General features: G+C 74.2%; 15 protein-coding genes. 6 read left to right on the top strand and 9 right to left on the bottom strand.

The window, feature by feature from the left end; genetic code table 11:
- Positions 1 to 31: 31 nt before the first annotated feature.
- Both ACQP2F_RS07675 and ACQP2F_RS07670 read right to left on the bottom strand, forming a co-directional pair.
- Entirely contained in the window at positions 32 to 1,420 is a 1,389-nt protein-coding gene (locus tag ACQP2F_RS07675) for a serine hydrolase domain-containing protein (protein WP_433301980.1), read from the bottom strand.
- Positions 1,417 to 1,770, bottom strand: coding sequence for an HIT domain-containing protein (locus tag ACQP2F_RS07670; protein ID WP_433301978.1), 354 nt, complete (start codon positions 1,768 to 1,770; stop codon positions 1,417 to 1,419). The genes ACQP2F_RS07675 and ACQP2F_RS07670 overlap by 4 nt, the downstream gene beginning before the upstream one ends.
- A gap of 24 nt (positions 1,771 to 1,794) precedes the next feature.
- On the opposite strand from ACQP2F_RS07670, the gene ACQP2F_RS07665 reads away from it, so the two are divergent.
- Positions 1,795 to 4,170 carry a glycoside hydrolase family 3 protein gene (locus tag ACQP2F_RS07665; RefSeq protein WP_433301976.1) on the top strand — a complete coding sequence of 792 codons (2,376 nt, stop codon included), beginning with the start codon at positions 1,795 to 1,797 and terminating at the stop codon, positions 4,168 to 4,170.
- Here ACQP2F_RS07665 and ACQP2F_RS07660 read toward each other — a convergent pair.
- Complete coding sequence (locus tag ACQP2F_RS07660; RefSeq protein ID WP_433301974.1) at positions 4,167 to 5,891, bottom strand: ABC transporter ATP-binding protein; 1,725 nt, start codon at positions 5,889 to 5,891, stop codon at positions 4,167 to 4,169. The genes ACQP2F_RS07665 and ACQP2F_RS07660 overlap by 4 nt on opposite strands.
- Complete coding sequence (locus tag ACQP2F_RS07655) at positions 5,888 to 7,420, bottom strand: ABC transporter ATP-binding protein (RefSeq protein ID WP_433301973.1); 1,533 nt, start codon at positions 7,418 to 7,420, stop codon at positions 5,888 to 5,890. Before ACQP2F_RS07655 ends, ACQP2F_RS07660 begins: the two co-directional genes overlap by 4 nt.
- 342 nt (positions 7,421 to 7,762) lie before the next feature.
- Here ACQP2F_RS07655 and ACQP2F_RS07650 point away from each other — a divergent pair, with 342 nt between their 5' ends.
- Positions 7,763 to 8,575: a hypothetical protein gene (locus ACQP2F_RS07650; protein ID WP_433301971.1), complete on the top strand. Its 813-nt coding sequence runs from the start codon at positions 7,763 to 7,765 to the stop codon at positions 8,573 to 8,575.
- Positions 8,576 to 8,679: 104 nt separating this feature from the next.
- Here the strand turns inward: ACQP2F_RS07650 and ACQP2F_RS07645 are convergent, their stop codons facing one another.
- The 3 genes from ACQP2F_RS07645 to ACQP2F_RS07635 all read right to left on the bottom strand — a co-directional run bounded on the left by ACQP2F_RS07645 (position 8,680) and on the right by ACQP2F_RS07635 (position 11,962).
- The gene (locus tag ACQP2F_RS07645; RefSeq protein ID WP_433301969.1) at positions 8,680 to 9,414 is read right to left on the bottom strand and encodes a 16S rRNA (uracil(1498)-N(3))-methyltransferase; all 735 of its coding nucleotides are present in this window, start codon (positions 9,412 to 9,414) and stop codon (positions 8,680 to 8,682) included.
- Between the two features lie 14 nt (positions 9,415 to 9,428).
- Positions 9,429 to 10,421, bottom strand: coding sequence for a serine/threonine-protein kinase (locus ACQP2F_RS07640; protein ID WP_433301967.1), 993 nt, complete (start codon positions 10,419 to 10,421; stop codon positions 9,429 to 9,431).
- 95 nt (positions 10,422 to 10,516) lie between these two features.
- Positions 10,517 to 11,962 (bottom strand): serine/threonine-protein kinase, encoded by a 1,446-nt coding sequence (locus ACQP2F_RS07635; RefSeq protein ID WP_433301966.1) that lies wholly within the window; start codon positions 11,960 to 11,962, stop codon positions 10,517 to 10,519.
- A 163-nt stretch (positions 11,963 to 12,125) separates the two neighbouring features.
- On the opposite strand from ACQP2F_RS07635, the gene ACQP2F_RS07630 reads away from it, so the two are divergent.
- The 3 genes from ACQP2F_RS07630 (at position 12,126) to ACQP2F_RS07620 (ending at position 15,245) form a co-directional block, all read left to right on the top strand.
- Positions 12,126 to 13,391 carry a hypothetical protein gene (locus ACQP2F_RS07630; RefSeq protein WP_433301964.1) on the top strand — a complete coding sequence of 422 codons (1,266 nt, stop codon included), beginning with the start codon at positions 12,126 to 12,128 and terminating at the stop codon, positions 13,389 to 13,391.
- Positions 13,391 to 14,005 carry a class F sortase gene (locus ACQP2F_RS07625; protein WP_433301962.1) on the top strand — a complete coding sequence of 205 codons (615 nt, stop codon included), beginning with the start codon at positions 13,391 to 13,393 and terminating at the stop codon, positions 14,003 to 14,005. The genes ACQP2F_RS07630 and ACQP2F_RS07625 overlap by 1 nt, the downstream gene beginning before the upstream one ends.
- Before the next feature lie 166 nt (positions 14,006 to 14,171).
- Complete coding sequence (locus ACQP2F_RS07620) at positions 14,172 to 15,245, top strand: hypothetical protein (protein WP_433301961.1); 1,074 nt, start codon at positions 14,172 to 14,174, stop codon at positions 15,243 to 15,245.
- 13 nt (positions 15,246 to 15,258) lie between these two features.
- Here ACQP2F_RS07620 and ACQP2F_RS07615 read toward each other — a convergent pair whose 3' ends face one another.
- Positions 15,259 to 15,921 carry a hypothetical protein gene (locus tag ACQP2F_RS07615; RefSeq protein ID WP_433301959.1) on the bottom strand — a complete coding sequence of 221 codons (663 nt, stop codon included), beginning with the start codon at positions 15,919 to 15,921 and terminating at the stop codon, positions 15,259 to 15,261.
- Positions 15,922 to 15,954: 33 nt separating this feature from the next.
- Entirely contained in the window at positions 15,955 to 16,413 is a 459-nt protein-coding gene (locus ACQP2F_RS07610) for a carboxymuconolactone decarboxylase family protein (RefSeq protein ID WP_433301958.1), read from the bottom strand.
- Between the two features lie 124 nt (positions 16,414 to 16,537).
- On the opposite strand from ACQP2F_RS07610, the gene ACQP2F_RS07605 reads away from it, so the two are divergent.
- On the top strand, positions 16,538 to 17,380 hold the full coding sequence (locus ACQP2F_RS07605) for a sigma-70 family RNA polymerase sigma factor (protein ID WP_433301956.1): 843 nt from the start codon (positions 16,538 to 16,540) through the stop codon (positions 17,378 to 17,380).
- Position 17,381: the final 1 nt, after the last annotated feature.

Genomic DNA, 17,381 nt, shown 5'->3' with positions numbered 1-17,381 from the left:
TATCCGCTGAGCCGTCGCCCCGCCGATGCCATTATCCGCCCGAAGCGCCGTCCGAGGCGAAGCCGCCGTCGAAGGCCTCCTGCCCGCGGGTGAACCGGTAGGTCGCCCAGTGCATGCGCACGATCGCGCCGCTCGCGTCCCGGGTCAGCCGCAGCAGCTCCCCCGCCTCCCGCCCGGAGACGGTGCGCAGCACGTCGGGCCGGTCGGGCAGCGGCTGGAAGACCGAGGGCGGCAGGTCGGCCGGCGCGCCGGCGACGCGGGACTGCAGCGCCCCGCCGTGCCAGGAGAACGTGAACTGCGAGCCCTCGCTCCACCAGACGCCCAGGGCCGAGCGCAGCTCGCGGGGCGCGGGCGGGGCCGGCGACCACGGCTTGATGTCGGCCGGGTCGATCTCGACGGTGAGCCGCAGCAGCTCGTGCACCAGCTCGTTGATCTCGTCGGCGGTGCCGGAGGAGCCGAGCACGGCGCAGCCGAGGGCGTCCGGGGTGTCCTCGCCGCCGCGCCGGCCGTGCACGCCGGCCAGGAAGCCGGGCATCGCGCCGTTGTGGCCGATGTCGATGGCCCGCCGGCCCTGCGGGTGCAGCATCAGGCCGAGGCCGAAGCCGGAGAGCCAGGACGTCTCGTCGCGGGTGGTGAGCGGCCAGCGCATCTCCTCGACGGTGGCGGCGGCGAGCACCTTGCCGTCGGGGTCGACGAGCTCGGGTGACACCAGGAACGCCGCCCATCTCGCCATGTCGGCGGCGGTGCTCCAGAGCTGCGCGGCGGGGCCGGCACCCCCAAGATCGAGATCAGGTTCCGGCCGTACGGCGTCCGAGTACTCGTCCACCAGATAGCCGACCGCGGCCTCGGGTGGGGTGCCGGTCGTGGTCGCGGTCAGGCCGAGCGGCTCGAGGATCCGGTCGGCGACCAGCCGGTCCCAGGTCGTGTCGCGCAGCCGGGCGACGAGCTGGCCGAGCACGCCGAACGCGAGGTTGGAGTAGTGGAACCGGCGGCCCTCGGGCAGCACCCGCTCGGCCCGGTCGAGCTCGGCGAGCATCCGCTGGGCGTCCGGCGAGACGAGGGTGTCCCAGACGTCGCCGTGCGGCTCGCGCTGGAAGCCGGCGGTGTGCGAGAGCAGCCGGCGGATCGTGGCGTCGCCGTGCGCGGGCAGGTCGAGATACGCCGACAGCGGCCGGTCGAGGTCGAGCAGCCCGTCGTCGCGAGCCTGCATGACCAGCACCGCGGTGAAGGTCTTGGTGACCGACCCGATCCGGAAGCGGGTGTTCCCGTCGAGCGGGAAGGCCGGGTTGCCGGAGTCGCCGATCGTGAACACCCACGGCTCACGGTCGGCCCGGACCAGGGCCACCGACAGGGCCGGGACGCGACCGTGGGCCTGCGCCCGCCGCGCCGCCCGCTCGTACCGGGCGAGAACGGCGCTCATCGGATCGCCAGCATCGGGCCCAGCGGCTCGCCGCCGAGCACATGGGCATGCACGTGGAACACTTCCTGCCCGGCGTACCCACCGGTGTTGAAGAGCACCCGGAAGCCGTCGGCCCGCAGGCCCTCGCCCTCGGCCACCGCCGCGCAGGCGGCGAGCAGGGCGGCCGAGCCGGCCGGATCGTCCTGCGCGAGTGCGACCACGTCGGCGTGATGCGCCTTGGGAATCACCAGCACGTGGACCGCGGCCTTGGGGTCGATGTCGCGGAACGCCAGCGTCGTGTCGGTCTCGTGCACGACCGTCGCCGGGATCTCGCCCGCGACGATGCGGCAGAACAGGCAGTTGTTGTCCACCCCAGGGATCTTAGGGTGGGTGCCATGGTCGACATCGAGCACGTCCTGGAGCAACTGAGCCTCGAGGAGAAAGTGTCCCTGCTGGCGGGGCAGGACTTCTGGTCGCTGCCCGCGATCGAGCGGGTCGGGCTGCGCTCGCTGGTGATGTCGGACGGGCCCATCGGGGTACGCGGGACCGGCTGGGCGCCGGACGACCCGTCGATCGCCCTGCCCAGTCCGACCGCCCTCGCCGCCGCCTGGGACCCGGAGCTGGCCGAGACGGCCGGCCGGCTGCTCGGCCAGGAGGCGCGCCGCAAGGGCGTGCACGTGGTGCTCGGCCCGACGGTGAACCTGCAGCGCACCCCGCTCGGCGGCCGGCACTTCGAGTGCTACTCGGAGGATCCGCTGCTCAGCGGCGAGATCGCGGTGGGGTTCGTGCGCGGCGTGCAGGCGCACGGGGTCGGCACGACCGTGAAGCATCTGGTCGGCAACGATTTCGAGACCGACCGGATGGAAGTCGACGTCCGGATCGGCGAGCGCGCCCTGCGCGAGATCTACCTGGCGCCGTTCGAGCGGGTGGTGGCGGCCGGCGGCTGGGGCGTGATGAGCGCGTACAACGGCGTGAACGGCTCGCCGATGGCCTCGAACGGCCGGCTGCAGGACGAGGTGCTCAAGCGCGAGTGGGGCTTCGACGGCGTGGTGGTCTCGGACTGGCGGGCCGCGCGCTCGACGGTCGGCGCCGCGCTCGGCGGGCTCGACATCGCGATGCCCAAGCTGGAGAACCCGTGGGGCGACGCGCTGGTGGCGGCGGTCGAGTCCGGCGAGGTGCCGGTCGAGGTGATCGACGACAAGGTACGCCGGGTGCTGCGCCTGGCCGTGCGGGTGGGCGCCCTCGGCGACGTCGCCCTGGACGCGCCGGAGGAAGCCGTGCAAGCGCCGGAGGAAGTGGACGGCGACCGGGTCGCGCATGACGTGGCCACCCGCTCGTTCGTGCTGGTCCGCAACGAGAGCTACACGCTTCCGCTGGAGGTGGCGTCGCTGACGAAGGTGGCGGTGATCGGCGCCCTCGCCCTCGACGCGCGGGTGCTCGGCGGGGGCAGCGCCCAGGTCTCGCCGCCGCACGCGATCTCGCCGCTCGAGGGCCTGGGCCGCGCGCTGTCCGGGGTGGACGTCGAGTACGCGATCGGCGCCGACCCGCGCCCGTTCCTGCCGGCCCTGCACAACGAGACCCGGGTGGTCATCGGGACGCACTCGTTCACCGTCGACCCGGCCGCCGTGCGCTGGATCGGCTCGCTGCCCGGCGGCCTCGACCCCGACGACGTCGACGGGCTCCGGCTGGAGACCACGTACACGCCGGCGGAGAGCGGCGAGCACACGTTCGCGGTCTCCGGCTTCGGCACCTTCCGGCTGACGATCAACGGCTCCATCCGGTACGAGGGGACGCTGCACCCGCCCGGCACCGGGCGCGCCGACCTGCTCCTCTCCCCGCGCGAGCAGCGGGTGACGGCCACGCTGACGGCCGGCGAGCCGGTGACGATCATGCTCGAGCAGACCATCGCCCGCGGCGCCGGCCACTCGGTCGCCACCACGCTCGGCCACCGGCCGCCGGCGCCGGACGAGGACGGGATGATCGAGGAGGCGGCCGCGCTCGCCGCCGGGTCCGATGTGGCCGTGGTCGTGGTCGGCACCACCGAGCAGGTCGAGTCGGAGGGCTTCGACCGGGTCTCGCTGGCGCTGCCCGGCCGGCAGGACGAGTTGGTGGCCCGGGTGGCGGCGGCCAACCCGCGCACGATCGTGGTGGTGAACGCGGGCTCGCCGGTGCTGATGCCGTGGGCCGGCGACGTGGCCGCGGTGCTGCTCACCTGGTTCCCGGGTCAGGAGGGCGGCGCGGCCCTGGCCGACGTGCTCCTCGGCGTCGCGGAGCCGGGCGGCCGGCTGCCGACGACGTGGCCGCGGACCGAGGCCGACTGCCCGGTGCTCGAGATCCGGCCGGAGAACGGCGTCGTCGCGTACGACGAAGGGGTGTTCGTGGGTTATCGCGGCTGGCTGCGCTCGGGCGCCCAGCCGCTCTACGCGTTCGGGCACGGCCTGGGCTACACGACGTGGAGCTACGACGAGATGGTGGTGACCGCGACCGAGGCGGTGGTCACCCTGACCAACACCGGCGCCCGCCGGGGACGCGAGGTGGTGCAGCTGTACGTCGCACCGGCCGCCGGGGACGAGACGCGGCCGAAGCGCTGGCTGGCCGGGTTCGAGAACGTCGAGGCCCATCCCGGCGAGACCGTGACCGTGCGGATCCCGTTGCCGCCGCGCACGTTCCAGATCTGGGACGAGGGCTGGCGGACGATCGCCGGCGACTACCGGGTGGTCGCCGCGCACGCCCTCGACGATCCGCGCGCCGAGGCGACGGTGACCATCTAGGTGCGGGACTGCCAGGCCTGCCACAGCTCGGCGTAACGGCCGCCGGCCGCGACCAGCGCGGCGTGCGTGCCCTCCTCGAGGACGGCGCCGTGCTCGAGCACGACGATCCGGTCGGCGGTCGCGGCCTGGGTCAGGCGGTGCGCGACCAGCAGCGTGGTGCGGCCCTCGGTCGCGGCCAGCGCCGACTCCTCGAGGATCCGGGCGCCCACGCTGCCGGCCTCGGCCGTGGCCTCGTCGAGGATGGCCACGGCCGGGTCGACCAGCACCAGCCGGGCCAGCGCGAGCTGCTGGCCCTGGGCCGAGGTCAGCGGGTGGCCGCCCTCGCCGACCGGGGTCCGCAGATCCTGCGGCAGGGCGGCCACCCACTCGGCCGCGCCCACGGTGGCGAGCGCCTCGCGTACCTCCTCGTCGGTCGCGTCCGGCCGGGCCAGGCGCACGTCCTCGACCAGCGGGCCGGCGAAGACGTGCGTCTCCTGGCTGATGATGGCGACCACGCCGGGCGCGAGCTCGTCCACCGGCACGCCGCCGGCCGACGCCGTTCCGCAGGCCGGCTGCAGGATGCCGGCGGCGATCGAGGCCACCGTGGTCTTCCCGGCGCCGGTCGAGCCGACCAGGGCGACCCGCTCCCCCGGCTCCACCCGCAGCGTGATCCCACGCAGCACCGGGACCCGCTCGTCGTACGCGAAGCAGACGTGGTCGAGCTCGAGCCCGGCCTTGTCGAGCTTGATCGTCCCGGCCGGGGCCACCGGCAGCGTGCCCACGCCGACCAGCCGGGCCAGTCCCGCCCCCGCCTCCTGGATCTCGTCGAAGGTGAACAGGATCATCCCGATCGGGTTGAACAGGCGGTGGAACAGCACGGCCGCGGCCGCCGTCTCGCCGACCGTGACCCAGCCGCTGCGCACGAACCAGAAGCCGGCCACCAGGATCGTGGCCAGGCCGACCAGCTCGGCCCGGTTGATCCGGCCGACGAACCGGGTGAAGAGCGTGAAGACCCCGACCGAAAGATCCCGCGCGTACGCCGAGGCGGTCTCGATGCCGGTGAGGTGCCGTTCCTCGAGGCGGTACGCGTGCACCGTGCGTACTCCCTGCATGCTCTCCATCAGCAGCTGGGACCGGGCGCCGATCGCTTCCCGCTCGCGGGCGTAGATCGGCGCCGAGCGCGGCAGGTACCAGCGCAGCGCCGCGAGGTAGAGCGGCAGGGCCGCGAGCCCGGCCACGCCCAGGCGCCAGTCCAGCCCGAACATGGCCAGCACGCTGAGCGCGCCGAGCAGCAGCGCCGAGATCACGGTGGGCAGCACCTCGGCCGCGGCGGTGCCGATCGCGGCCACGTCGGCGCCGACCCGGGAGAGCAGGTCGCCGCGGCCGGCCCGGTCGAGCACGGTGGCCGGCAGCCGCAGGGCCACGGCCATCGTCTGCTCCCGCAGGGCGGCCAGGATGCGCTCGCCGAGGCGGCTCACCAGGGCGGTGGTCGCGCCCGAGGCGATGCCGCCGATCAGCGCGGCCCCGACGACCAGCAGGGCGATCGGCACGAGCGCGGCCGGGCGGGCGCCTTCCCGTACCAGGTCGACCAGCCGGCCCAGCGCGGTCACCGGGATCACCGACGCGGTCGCCGCGACCAGCCCCGCGGACAGCGTGACGGCCAGGTCCATCCGCCGGGAGCGCAGCTGGCCGAGCAGCCAGCCGCCGGTCTGCCGCGGGGTCGCGACCGGGAGGGCGGTCATCGCAGCACCGCCGCCCGGTAGGCCGGATCGGCGGCGGCCAGGGACGCGTGGGTGCCGGTGGCGACGATCGCGCCGTCGCGCAGCACCACCACCCGGTCGGTGACCGCCAGCAGCGCCGGGCTGGTCGTGACGAGCAGCGTGCCGAGCGTCGAGCCGGGCCGGTGCCGCAGGTCGCGGATGCCGCGGGCGATCGCGTGCTCGGTGACCGCGTCCACGGCCGTGGTCGGGTCGTGCAGCACCAGCAGCCGGGGCTCGACCAGCAGCGCCCGGGCCAGGGCCAGTCGCTGCCGCTGGCCGCCGGAGAGGGCGGCGCCGCGCTCGGCGATGGCGTGGTCGAGCCCGTCGGGGTGGGCGGCCACCACGTCCTCGGCCGCCGACGCCCGCAACGCGCCGTCGAGGGTCTGCTCGGCGTGCTCCTTGAGCACGATGTTCTCCCGGATCGTGCCCGAGAACAGCTCCGGGTGGTGGGGCGTGACCAGCACGTCGGGCGAGCCGTCGTCGTAGAGCTCGAGCAGCGCCGACGGGTCGGTCTCGACCACGACGCCGAGGCACTCGCCGTCGGTCGGCAGCACCGGCGGATCACCGGCGGCGTCCCCGGCCGGCGGCGTGTGCGAGAGGACGTCGGCGATCCGGCCGGCCGAGGCGCGCGAGGTGGCGATCCAGCTCGGCGCGGCCGAGAGCGTGCCGAACGGCTCGCCCAGGAACGCGGCCAGGCCGATCACCGTGACCAGCTCGCCGGCGGTGATCCGGCCGGTCAGCGCGAACCAGCCGGCCAGGATCGCGATGCCGCAGGCCAGCAGCGTGCTCACGGTCGTCGAGGCGACCTGGAAGCCGCCCTGCGTGCGGGCCGCGAGCAGGGTCGCCCGCAGCGCCTGGCCGCTGACCTCCCGGTAGCGGGCGTCGGCCGCCTCCTGCGCGCCGACGCCGCGCAGCGGCCGCAGCCCGGTGACCAGGTCGGTGGCGAGCGACGAGGCCCGGCCGGCGACCTCCTGCCGCTCGGCGACCCGCCGGGTGATGTGCGGCGCGGCCCGCTGCAGCGCGATCAGCACGATCGGGGTGCCGACGAGCACGACCAGTCCGAGCGGCACCGAGATGAGGCAGAGCCCGACCGCGCTGACCGCCGTGGCAACCAGCGCCCCGATGATCCGCGGCACGTAGTCGAGCAGGTAGGACGCGTGGTCGGCGTCGGTCGTCGAGATCGTCAGCACGTCGCCGGTGCGCGCCTCGGCCCGCGGGTCCAGCACCTTGGCCGCCACCTCGAGCCGCAGCATGTGCGACTCGTCGGCGAGTGCCCGCATGAGCTGCCGGGCGCCGGTGCGGTACGCCGTGGTGAGCAGCAGGAAGAGCAGGCCGAGCAGGGACACCCAGAACACCAGGCGGGACAGCGAGCCGGTCGAGACGGCCTGGTCGACGGTCTCGCCGATGAGGATCGGGACGAACGCCTCGCAGCCCTGATGCAGCGCGATCAGGGCGCAGCCGGCCAGCAGCCGCCAGCGGTTGCGGGACACGGCCCGCCACAGGATGTTCATGCGGCGAGACCCACAGCTTCCTCCCAAGCCCGATGGCGCGCGCGCAGCACGAACGTGCGGCGGCCGAAGTCGAGGCTCATCGGATATCGACCTTTGCGCGGCAGACCCCCTCAGATCAAGACCGAAACTTCCGCGCCTGCGCCGGCCCGGCGGCCCGACACCCTTTCCGATCGCGCTAGTAATAACTCTGAGTGATGTCGGTCGTCTTGACGCAGAGTAATTAGCGGCTATAGTCGGACAGGTCAGATTCACCCTTTATGCCAGGCAGGATGAGGTCGCATGCCGCTCACGTCTCCGGGTCGTCACCACTCTCCGTCATCGTATGATCTCGACGAGACAGGGATGCGACGCATCGTGGCGGCGGCGCTCACCGCGTACCGGGACCGCCCGGGCCGATTTTTGGCGCTGGCCGTCTCCCCGGCGTCCCCGCTCGCGAACGTGGCCCGCACGGTCGAGCGGATGGTCTTCGAGCCGACCTTCGCGATGGACGCGGACACGATGACCGCCGAATACCGGCGCTACGAGGACGAGAGCCTGTTCTTCCTCGTGCTCGACCGCAGGACGGGGCAGGCGGCGGGCGCGGCCCGGGTCGTCGAGGGCGGCGGCAAGACCCTCGACGACGCCCCCGAGTGCATCGACACGCCGCTGTCCACGATCGTGGCGCTGCACGAGATGCACGACGGGCGGATCTGGGACTTCGCCACGCTGGCGGTGCTGCCCGCGTACCGCGGCGGACGGTCCGGCCTGGCGGTCAGCTCCCTGCTCTACCGCACGTTCCTCAACGCGGGGCGGCTGGCCGACGTACGGCATCTGGTCGCCATGCTCGACTACCGCGCCCACCGCAACCTCAAGCTGATCGGCGTTCAGTTCGCGCCGATGGCCGGCTCGCAGCCGTTCGACTACCTCGGCTCCCCGTCGACCGAGGCGCTGCACGCGCCGTTCCCGGAGCTCGTCCCCGCGATCGCCCGCCAGGCCACCCGCCTGCGCCGGCTCGGCACCCCGTTCCACGGCGCCATCAAGGGCCGTGGCCTGCGCCGCCTGATCACCCGCCGGATCGCCGCCCGCGTGGCGCACCAGGTCTCCTCGGGCGAAGGGCTCGACGAGAGCATCGTGCTGCCCGGTCTGGACCGTCGTCAGCTGGTGCGCGCACGGTAAGGTCGGCCCGCGACCGATGCGGAGCCGCCGGACACCGGCGAACGGCGGGCGAACCCGATCACCAGCGGGCGAGCCGCGCGATCACCAGCGGTCGAGCCGCGCGATCACCAGCGGTCGAGCCGCGCGCAGAGCACCGACAGCGCCGCAACGCCGGCCGTGGACGTGCGCAGCACCTCGCGACCCAGCCGCACGGCGACGGCGCCCGCCTGCTCGAACGTCTCCCGCTCGGCGTCGCTGATGCCGCCCTCGGGGCCGACCACCAGCACGATCTCGCCCTCGCGCGGCAACGCGGCGGTCGCGAGCCGGACCGTGGCCTCCTCGTGCAGCACGAAGGCGGCCGCCGCCCCGGTCAGGCGGGCGGCGATCTGCTTGGTCGAGCAGTCCGGATCGCCGCCGACGGCCGGCAGCCAGGCCCGGCGCGCCTGCTTGGCCGCCTCGCGCGCGGTCGCCACCCACTTCTCGCGGGACCGGGCGCCACGGTCGCCACGCCACTGGGCGACCGCGCGGGACGCCGCCCACGGCAGGATCTCGTCGACGCCGATCTCGGTCATCGCCTGCACGGCCAGCTCGCCCCGGTCGCCCTTGGCGATGCCCTGGGCCACGACCAGGCGCGGGCTGGGCGCGGGCTGGAACGAGCGGCCGCCGACGGCGAGCTCGACGGCGCCCTTGCCGACGGCGGTCACCGTCGCGGCCGCGCTGCCGCCGCGGCCGTCGGCGAGGATCAGCCGCTCGCCGGCCCGCAGCCGCTGGACGGTGGCGGCGTGGTGGCCCTCGGGGCCGGCCAGCGCGCAGGACGGGCCGGTGGGCAGGTCGTCGACCAGGAACAGGGGTGCGGACACCACCGCACGGTACGTCACCGGCCGGGCAACGTCGTGCCGGCCGGTGCGGGCCCAGGATCGGGGGCCGGGTGCGGCCGGGCCGAGGTGGCCACGGTGAGCAGCGCCATCAGGGCCACGAAGGCGGCCACCGCCAGCGCGAGCCGGCGCCGGGCCGGGCTCGGGCGGAGGCTGAGCCGCCGGCCGGCCGGCTCGGGCAGCACGATGGCGCGCAGGTCGGCCTCGACCTCCGCGGCGGAAGGGCGCGCGGCCGGGTCACGGCGCAGCAGGCCCTTGAGCACGGGCAGCAGCGGGCCGGCGTGCTGCATCGGGTCGGGCGGGTCCTCGCCGAGCGCGCGCAGGATGTCGGTGATCGTGGGGCGGTCGAACGGCGGGCGGCCCTCGACGGCGTGGTAGAGCGTGGCGCCCAGCGACCACAGGTCGGACTCGGGACCGCCCTCGCCCTCGGCCAGCCGCTCGGGCGCGAGGTATTTGGGCGAGCCGAAGACGATGCCGGCCCGGGCCAGCTCGCGCACGGCCTCGGCGGTCACGGCCGGGCTGAAGTCGGCGAGCTTGACCCGGCCGTCGTCGGCGATCAGCACGTTGCTCGGCTTGACGTCCAGGTGCAGCAGCCCGGCCCGGTGCACGGCGGCCAGCGCGGCGAGCACGCAGCGGCCGAGCCGGGCGGCGCGCTCGGGCGAGAGCGGGCCGTCCTCGTCGATGATCTGCTGCAGCGAGCGGGCGGGGACGTACTCCATCACGATCCACGGCGCCTCGGCCGCGGGGATCACGGCCATCGTGCGTACGAGATGGGGATGGCTCACCCGCGAGAAGGCCCGCGCCTCGCGGACCGTGAGGTCGCGGAACTGGTCGGCCTCGGCCGGGTCGATTCCCTCGGGCAGCGCGCCCTGTTTGATCGCGACCGTCAGGCCGGCCTCTTTGTCCCAGGCCAGCCACACCCGGCTCAGCCCGCCGGCGCCGAGCGGCTCGACCAGACGGTAGCGACCGGCGACGAGGTCCCCCGTCCTCACAAGCGCCTCGCTGTCACCATTGCGGGTAGAAGTCCGACGATCCGGTTAGACGGTACTAGATCAAACCGTGCGCGCACCGCGGACTTGGGGTGGTCTCACCCGCCGGGAACCGCCGCGAACGTCGCGACGATCTGGTCGAACAGCGGCAGATCGGATGCCCACCGGGCCCGCGGCGTGCGCCACTCCAGGCTGAACATGCGCTCGCCGGTGTCGTCCAGGAGCGCCAACCGCTCGACGCGGATCAGACCGGAGGAGACGTCCTGGTACGTGTACTCCCAGGTCGGCTGCGGCGCGGACGGCGGCTGCACGATCCGGATGCGGCGGTACCCGGGCAGGTCCGTCCTCAGCTCCTCGGCGGTGAAGGCGGCGAGCACGTTGGCCGGGGCGGGCCGGACGCCGATCGTCAGCCGCGGCCACTGAGCCCGCTTCGGGGCGGCGGTGAACTCGCCCGATGCGGTGACCGAGCCGGGCCAGTCCAACGGCAGCCCCACCCGGTAGCCGGGACCCTCCAGGAACCAGTAGAAGCCGGGCGGCAACGCCGCCGCCACCGCCACCGGCGCGGCCGCGGTCCCCGGACGAGCGGCCGGCTCGCGGCCGGGCCGCACCACGGCGAAGACGGCGACCAGGGCGACCAGGGCGGCGAGCGCACCCGCGAGCGCCACGTGGCGACGGCGGCGGGCGGGCGGCTGCGCGAGGACGGGCGGCGTGGGCGTGGCGGCCGGCTGCTGGATGACCTCACGCAGGGCGGCCTCGACCTCGTCGGCGGTCAGCCGGCGGGCCGGGTCGAGCCGCAGCAGCCCCACGAGCACGGGGGTGAGCGGGCCGGCCAGCCGCGGCGGGTCGGGCGGGCCCTCGGTCGGCGCCAGCAGTGTCTCGGTGGTGGTGGCCCGCACGTACGGCGGGCGGCCCTCCACCGCGTGATAGAGAGTGGCGCCCAGCGACCAGAGGTCGGACTCGGGCATCGCCACGCCGTCGATGAGCCGCTCGGGGGCGAGGTATTTCGGCGAGCCCAGCACGATCCCGGCGCCGGCCAGCGCGCGTACGCCCTCGGTCGTCACCGCCGGCCCGAAGTCGGTGAGCACCACCCGGCCGTCGTGGGAGACCAGCACGTTGCTCGGCTTGACGTCGAGGTGCAGCAGCCCGGCCCGGCGCACGGCGCGCAGGGCCTCGAGCACGGCCAGCCCGATGCCGGCCACCCGGGGCGGCGGCAGCGGGCCGTTGTGGTCGATGATCTGCTGCAGCGAGCGGGACTCCACGTACTCCATGACGATCCACGGCTCGTCGTCGTCGGGCAGTACGTCGAGCGTGCGCACCACGTTGGGATGGCCGACCAGCGAGTAGGCCCGCGCCTCGCGGACCGTCCACACCCGGAACAGGTCCTGCTCGTCGCGGCTCAGCCCGTCGGGCAGATGGCACTGCTTGAGGGCGACCTGCCGGTCGTCGGTCAGGTCGTGGGCGAGCCACACCCCGCCCATACCGCCCGCGCCGAGCCTCCGCAGGAGCCGATAGCGCCCGGCGACGAGCTGCCCCAGCATCTCCATCCCGGCCTCATCCCCGGCATTTGAAGATCAACGTGTGTCGGTGAGCAACCCGACCGTACTTCATCGACGCTCAGTGCTCCAGACGTCGCTCTGTGGTCTCGACCTTGTTGTGACGTGGGCGTATGGTCGGTCGCGACTTCCTCCTGAGCGGGCGATGGTACGCATGCTGACTCTCGGAAACGGACGGCTCTGGCGGGCGCTGCCGATTCTCTGCGCCGGCCTGCTTCTTCTCGCATCCGGCCCGGCGCCGGCGGCGGTGACGCAGGCGGTCCCGGCTCGGCATCGGGCCGCTCCGAGCGCCGCCGACCTGGCGATCCAGCTCGAGGCGCTGCTCGGGCAGCACTCGGTGCTCGCGGCCGACCTGATGCGCAGCCGGATCCGCGGCGACGACGACTTCGTGCAGGCGGCGAACGCGGCGCTGGGCAAGAACACGTCGGCGATGACGACCCTGGTCGGGCAGCTGTTCGGGCAGGCCGCGGCGGACAAGTTCGGCCCGATGTGGTCGGAGCACATCGTGGGCCTGTTCACCTACGCGGGCGCGATCGCGGCCCAGGACAAGGCGGCCCTCGAGGAGGCGCGCAAGGAGCTGGTCGAGTACGAGGAGGATCTCGGCGACTTCTTCGCGGGCGCGTCGCAGGGGCGGCTCAGCCGGGCCGCGGCCCGGGCCGCCGTCGTGCAGCATGTCGGACATCTGACAGGGCAGGCGGACGCCTACGCGGCGAAGAACTACGCGCTGGCCGACGATCTCTATCGGATGGGCTACCAGCACACGTACGACCTGGGCCTGACCCTGGCGAAGTCGCTGCTCCCGGCCAAGGACGTCGCCACCCTCGGGCAACCGCTGTGGCGGCTGCGCTCCCAGCTCGGCAAGCTGCTGGCCGAGCACGCGGCGCTGGTGGAGGACCTGACCCGGGCCGCGGTGACCGGCTCACCCGACTTCGACTCCTCCGGCCAGATGATCAACGGCAACACCGCCGACCTGGCGGCGGCGATGGACACCCTGTTCGGGCCGGCGGCGGCCAAGCAGTTCCAGTCGCTGTGGGCCGACCACGTCGAGCAGCTGGTGGCCTACTCCAGCGCCACGGCGGCCGCCGACAAGGCCAAGCAGGACCAGGCCAGGACCGAGATGGCCGGCATCGAGCAGCGGATGGGCACGTTCCTGGCCGGCGCCACGAGCAAGCACATCAGCGCCGCCGACCTCACCGCGGCGGTGCAGAAGCACGACATGATGCTGATGAAGCACGCGGACGCGTACGCGGCCAAGGACTACGCCACCGCCCACGACGTCGCCTACGACACGTACCAGGACATGTTCGGCCTGGCCACGCAGCTGGCCGACGCGTTCGGCGTGACCGTGGCGGCCAGGCTCCCCAGGGGCGGCGCCCAGACCGGGTACGGCGGGATGGCCGCCGTCGTGGAAAGCCGCTGATGCCGTCGTACGCCCGTGTCCCGGCCCTGGCCACGCTCGCGCTGGTCCTGCTGGCCGTGCTGACCGGCGGTCCACCCACGGTGTCCGCGACCGCCCGGCCCGCCGCGGCCACCCGGCCCGGTCCATCGCAGGAGCCGGCGAAGACGTTCAGGTCGGTGCGGACCTACGACCAGGTCGCGCTACCGACCCGGCTCCGCATCCCGGCCCTGCACGTGGACAGCAGGATCGAGCGACTCGGCCTGCGGGCCGACGGCACGATCCAGGTCCCGGCCACCACCGACGTCGCCGGGTGGTACGAGTACGGCCCGCGCCCCGGCCAGGCCGGCCCGGCCGTGCTCCTCGGCCACGTCGACTCGACGGCGGGCCCCGGCATCTTCTTCGACCTCTACCGGGTCAAGCCGGGCACCGCCGTCCAGGTCGAGCGCTCCGACGGCACGACGGCGACCTTCTCGATCACCAAGGTCGAGCGGGTGCCGAAGGTCCGGTTCCCCACCGACCTGGTCTACGCGCCCACCCTCGACCCCACGCTCCGGCTGGTCACCTGCGGCGGCAGCTTCGACCACTCTCGCGGAAGCTATCGGGACAATGTCATCGCGTTCGCCGAGCCGGCCTGACCCCGGGCCCGCCGACCGGGCGAAGCCCCGCCGCCAAGCGGCAACCCGCGGCCGGGCGGCAACGCGCGGCCAGGCGGCAACGCGCGGCCAGGCGGCAACGCACGGCCAGGCGGCAACGCACGGCCAGGCGTGGTGGCGCCGGGCGGCCGGGCGGGGCGCGCGGGCGATGGCCGCGGCCCTCGCGGCCCTCGCGGCCATCGCTGTCGCGCTGGTGAGCGACGCCGCGCCGGCTGTCGCGGCGGTTCCGCTGCCGATCGCCGGCGTGCTCAGCGGCGGCGGCGAGACCGCGGTCGTGGTCGACCTCAGCGCCAGCAACAGCACCAGCACCCGCCGCGTGCAGGTCTCGGTCGGCGGCCACCCGCAGCACGCCGACCTGGTTCCGATCATGTCCGACGGGCTCGCCGTCTCGTTCGTGGTGGACGCCTCGACCGCCGGGGCCAAGACGCTGCCGGCCTGGCTGAGTGCCGCCGCCCGGTTCATCCTCGAGGCGCCCACCAGCACCGAGGCCGTGGTCATCCCCGACCGCCGCCCGGCCGCCGCGGCGGCCGGGCCCACGCGTGGCCCGCTGGGCGTGGTGGGCTCGCTCGACGGGATCCGCGCGGCCGGCGACCGTGACACCGAGGCCGCCCTGACGCTGGCCCGCGGCCAGTTCCCGCGGGTGGAGACGGGCCGCCGGGTGGTGGTCATGTACACCTCGGCGGCCGACGCCGGCGGCATCGAGGCCGCCGACCTGGCCGGCGACTTCCGGGCCAGCGGCACGATTTTGGTCGTGGTCGGCACCGCGGCGGCCGGCGCGTACTGGTCCGAGGCGGCCGCCGCGACCGGCGGTTTCTTCGCCCCGGCCGGCGAGCCCGTGGTGGTGCCGGCGCTCGACCAGGTCGAGTCCACGCTGCGCGACCGCTACCTGGTCTGCTTCGCCACCCCGCCCTCGCTGCCGGCCACCGTCGCCGTGCAGGTCGACACCGGCGACCTCACGCTGACCGGCGACGCGGTCGTGCCGGCGCCGGGCGGCCACCGCGAGGGCGCCGGCACCTCGACCATCGTCGGCACGATCCTGATCGCCGCGGTCGCCGCCACCGTGCTGGCGATCGTGGTGCTGGTGGTCAGCCGGACCCGGCGACCGCGGCCCGAGGCCGGGCCGCCGGGGCTGACGTCGGTCTTCGTCGGGCGCGCCGGCGTACCGCAGACCGCCCGCGGGCAGGCCGCGGTGCCGCGGGAGCACGGCACGCCGTGGTCGTAGGGCCGGCGTCGGCTTAGGACTCCGCCTCCAGATGGGTGCGGGACTGCTCCCGTACCCGGCCGAGCGCCGCGTCCCACTCGTCCGGCGGCGCGTCGACCGACCGGCCGCCGGAGAAGTAGTCCGAGTGGGTGATGACCGCGGCGGCGATCGCCACCACGGCGGCCAGCGACGCGATCACCTGAAGGCCCTGGGCGATGTCCTCGAACCACGAGTACCACCCCGGGTAGAGCAGCGCCTTCACCGCCGCTATCCGGTCGGGTATCGCCGACCCGGTCAGGTTGTCGAAGTAGACCGAGAGCGGGCGCGACTCGGTCGCGTCGGCGCCGACCCCGAACAGCCCGACCAGGGTCAGCAGCACGCCGGTGGTCAGCGCCGTGGTGCGAGCCCACAGCCGGCCGCGCCGGATCCAGAGGCCCAGGGTCGCGTACGCGATGCAGAGAAGCCCGAGAATCACCAGCTGGATCGCGCCGTCCCGGCCGCGCAGCAGGGCCGGCGCCTCGATGCCGTAATCCGTCTCGATCTTCGCGAGCAGCGCGATGAGTTGTCGTTCTTCCGTCGTTCCCCACCAGTGCAGCTCCAGGAAGCCGTCGAGCAGGAGCAGCAGGCCGACCGGCGCGAGCGCCATGGTCAGCCACGCTGCCACCCGCACGGGGCGTGGAGCATCGGTCCCCGTCATGCCGCGCATGGTAGACCCGCACGGCGGACGGTCTCATCCCCAATTCTGCGGAGCGGGCTGCCGGGTCGTGACGTTGATGCGATTGAAGAAGTTCGTCGTCGCGATCCACAGCACGATCGCGGCGAGCTGCTTCTCGTCGAAGTGCTCGGCCGCCGCGTCCCAGATGTGGTCCGGCACCGCGTCGGGCTGGTCGGCGAGCCGGGTGGCGTACTCGGCCAGGGCGAGCGCGGCCCGCTCGGCGTCGGTGAAGTACGGCGTCTCGCGCCACACCGCCACCGCGTACAGGCGCTCGTCGGTCTCGCCGTTCTTGCGCATGGACCTCGCACCGGCGTCGACGCAGGGCCCGCAGCCGTTGATCTGGCTGGCCCGCAGGTGCACGAGCTCGAGCACGACGGGCTCGACACCGGCCGAGTGGGCCGCCTTGTAGAGGAAGTTGACCGCCTTGACCGCGTCCGGAAGCAGACCGGCCGGGTTCTCGATCCGAGCTGTCATGATGCTTCTCCTCGATTCCCGTGGCGCCGTCACATCGGCGCGTTCTGGTTCGTCGGAGGAGTGACGAAGCGGCGACGGTGACTGTGACCAAAGTGGCTTACATCACAAATGGGGGTAATTGTCGATGAGCGACGCGGCGCTGGCTGAGCGGTTCGAGCGGCACCGGCCCCGGCTGCGGGCGGTGGCGCTGCGCATGCTGGGCTCGGTCACCGAGGCGGACGACGCGGTGCAGGAGGCATGGCTGCGCCTGAGCCGTACGGGTGACGGCCGCGTCGACAACCTGTCGGCCTGGCTGACCACGGTCGTCGGGCGCGTGTGCCTCGACATGCTGCGCCAGCGCACGGCCCGCCGGGAGGACGCATACCCGGCCGAGCAGCCCGCCGCCGTACCCGGCCCCGAGGAGCAGGCCGTGCTGGCCGACTCGGTCGGTCTCGCCCTGCTGGTCGTGCTCGAGACGCTGACTCCGGCCGAGCGGCTCGCCTTCGTGCTGCACGACATGTTCGGCGTCTCGTTCGAGGACATCTCCCCGCTGGTCGGCCGCTCCCCCGACGCGGCCCGTCAGCTCGCCAGCCGGGCCCGGCGCCGGGTCCGGGCCAACCCGGCCGCCGACCCCGAGACGCCGGCCGACCGGCGGATCGTCGAGGCGTTCCTGGCCGCCTCCCGGGGCGACGACATCGGCACGCTGCTGACTCTGCTCGACCCCGACGTCGAGATGCGCATCGGCCCGGTCAGCCAGCATCGCGGCGCCGCGGTCGTGGCCCGTTTCTTCGCCGGCCGCGCCCAGGCCGCGCGGGCCGCCCTCATCGACGGCGCGCTCGGCGTCGCGATCGTCGTCGGCGGCAACCGGATCGGGGTGCTGCGCCTGACCATCGTCGACGGCCGGATCACGGTCATCCAGGCGGTCACCGACCCGGTCCGGCTGGCCGCCCTGTCGATCGTCCCGCTGGAGACCAGCTCACCGAACTGAC

This window comes from Actinoplanes sp. CA-030573 (assembly GCF_050951115.1).
Lineage (GTDB): Bacteria > Actinomycetota > Actinomycetes > Mycobacteriales > Micromonosporaceae > Actinoplanes.
The sequence above is the reverse complement of the archived record's forward strand: the minus strand, read 5'-3'. Positions and strand labels throughout refer to the sequence as shown.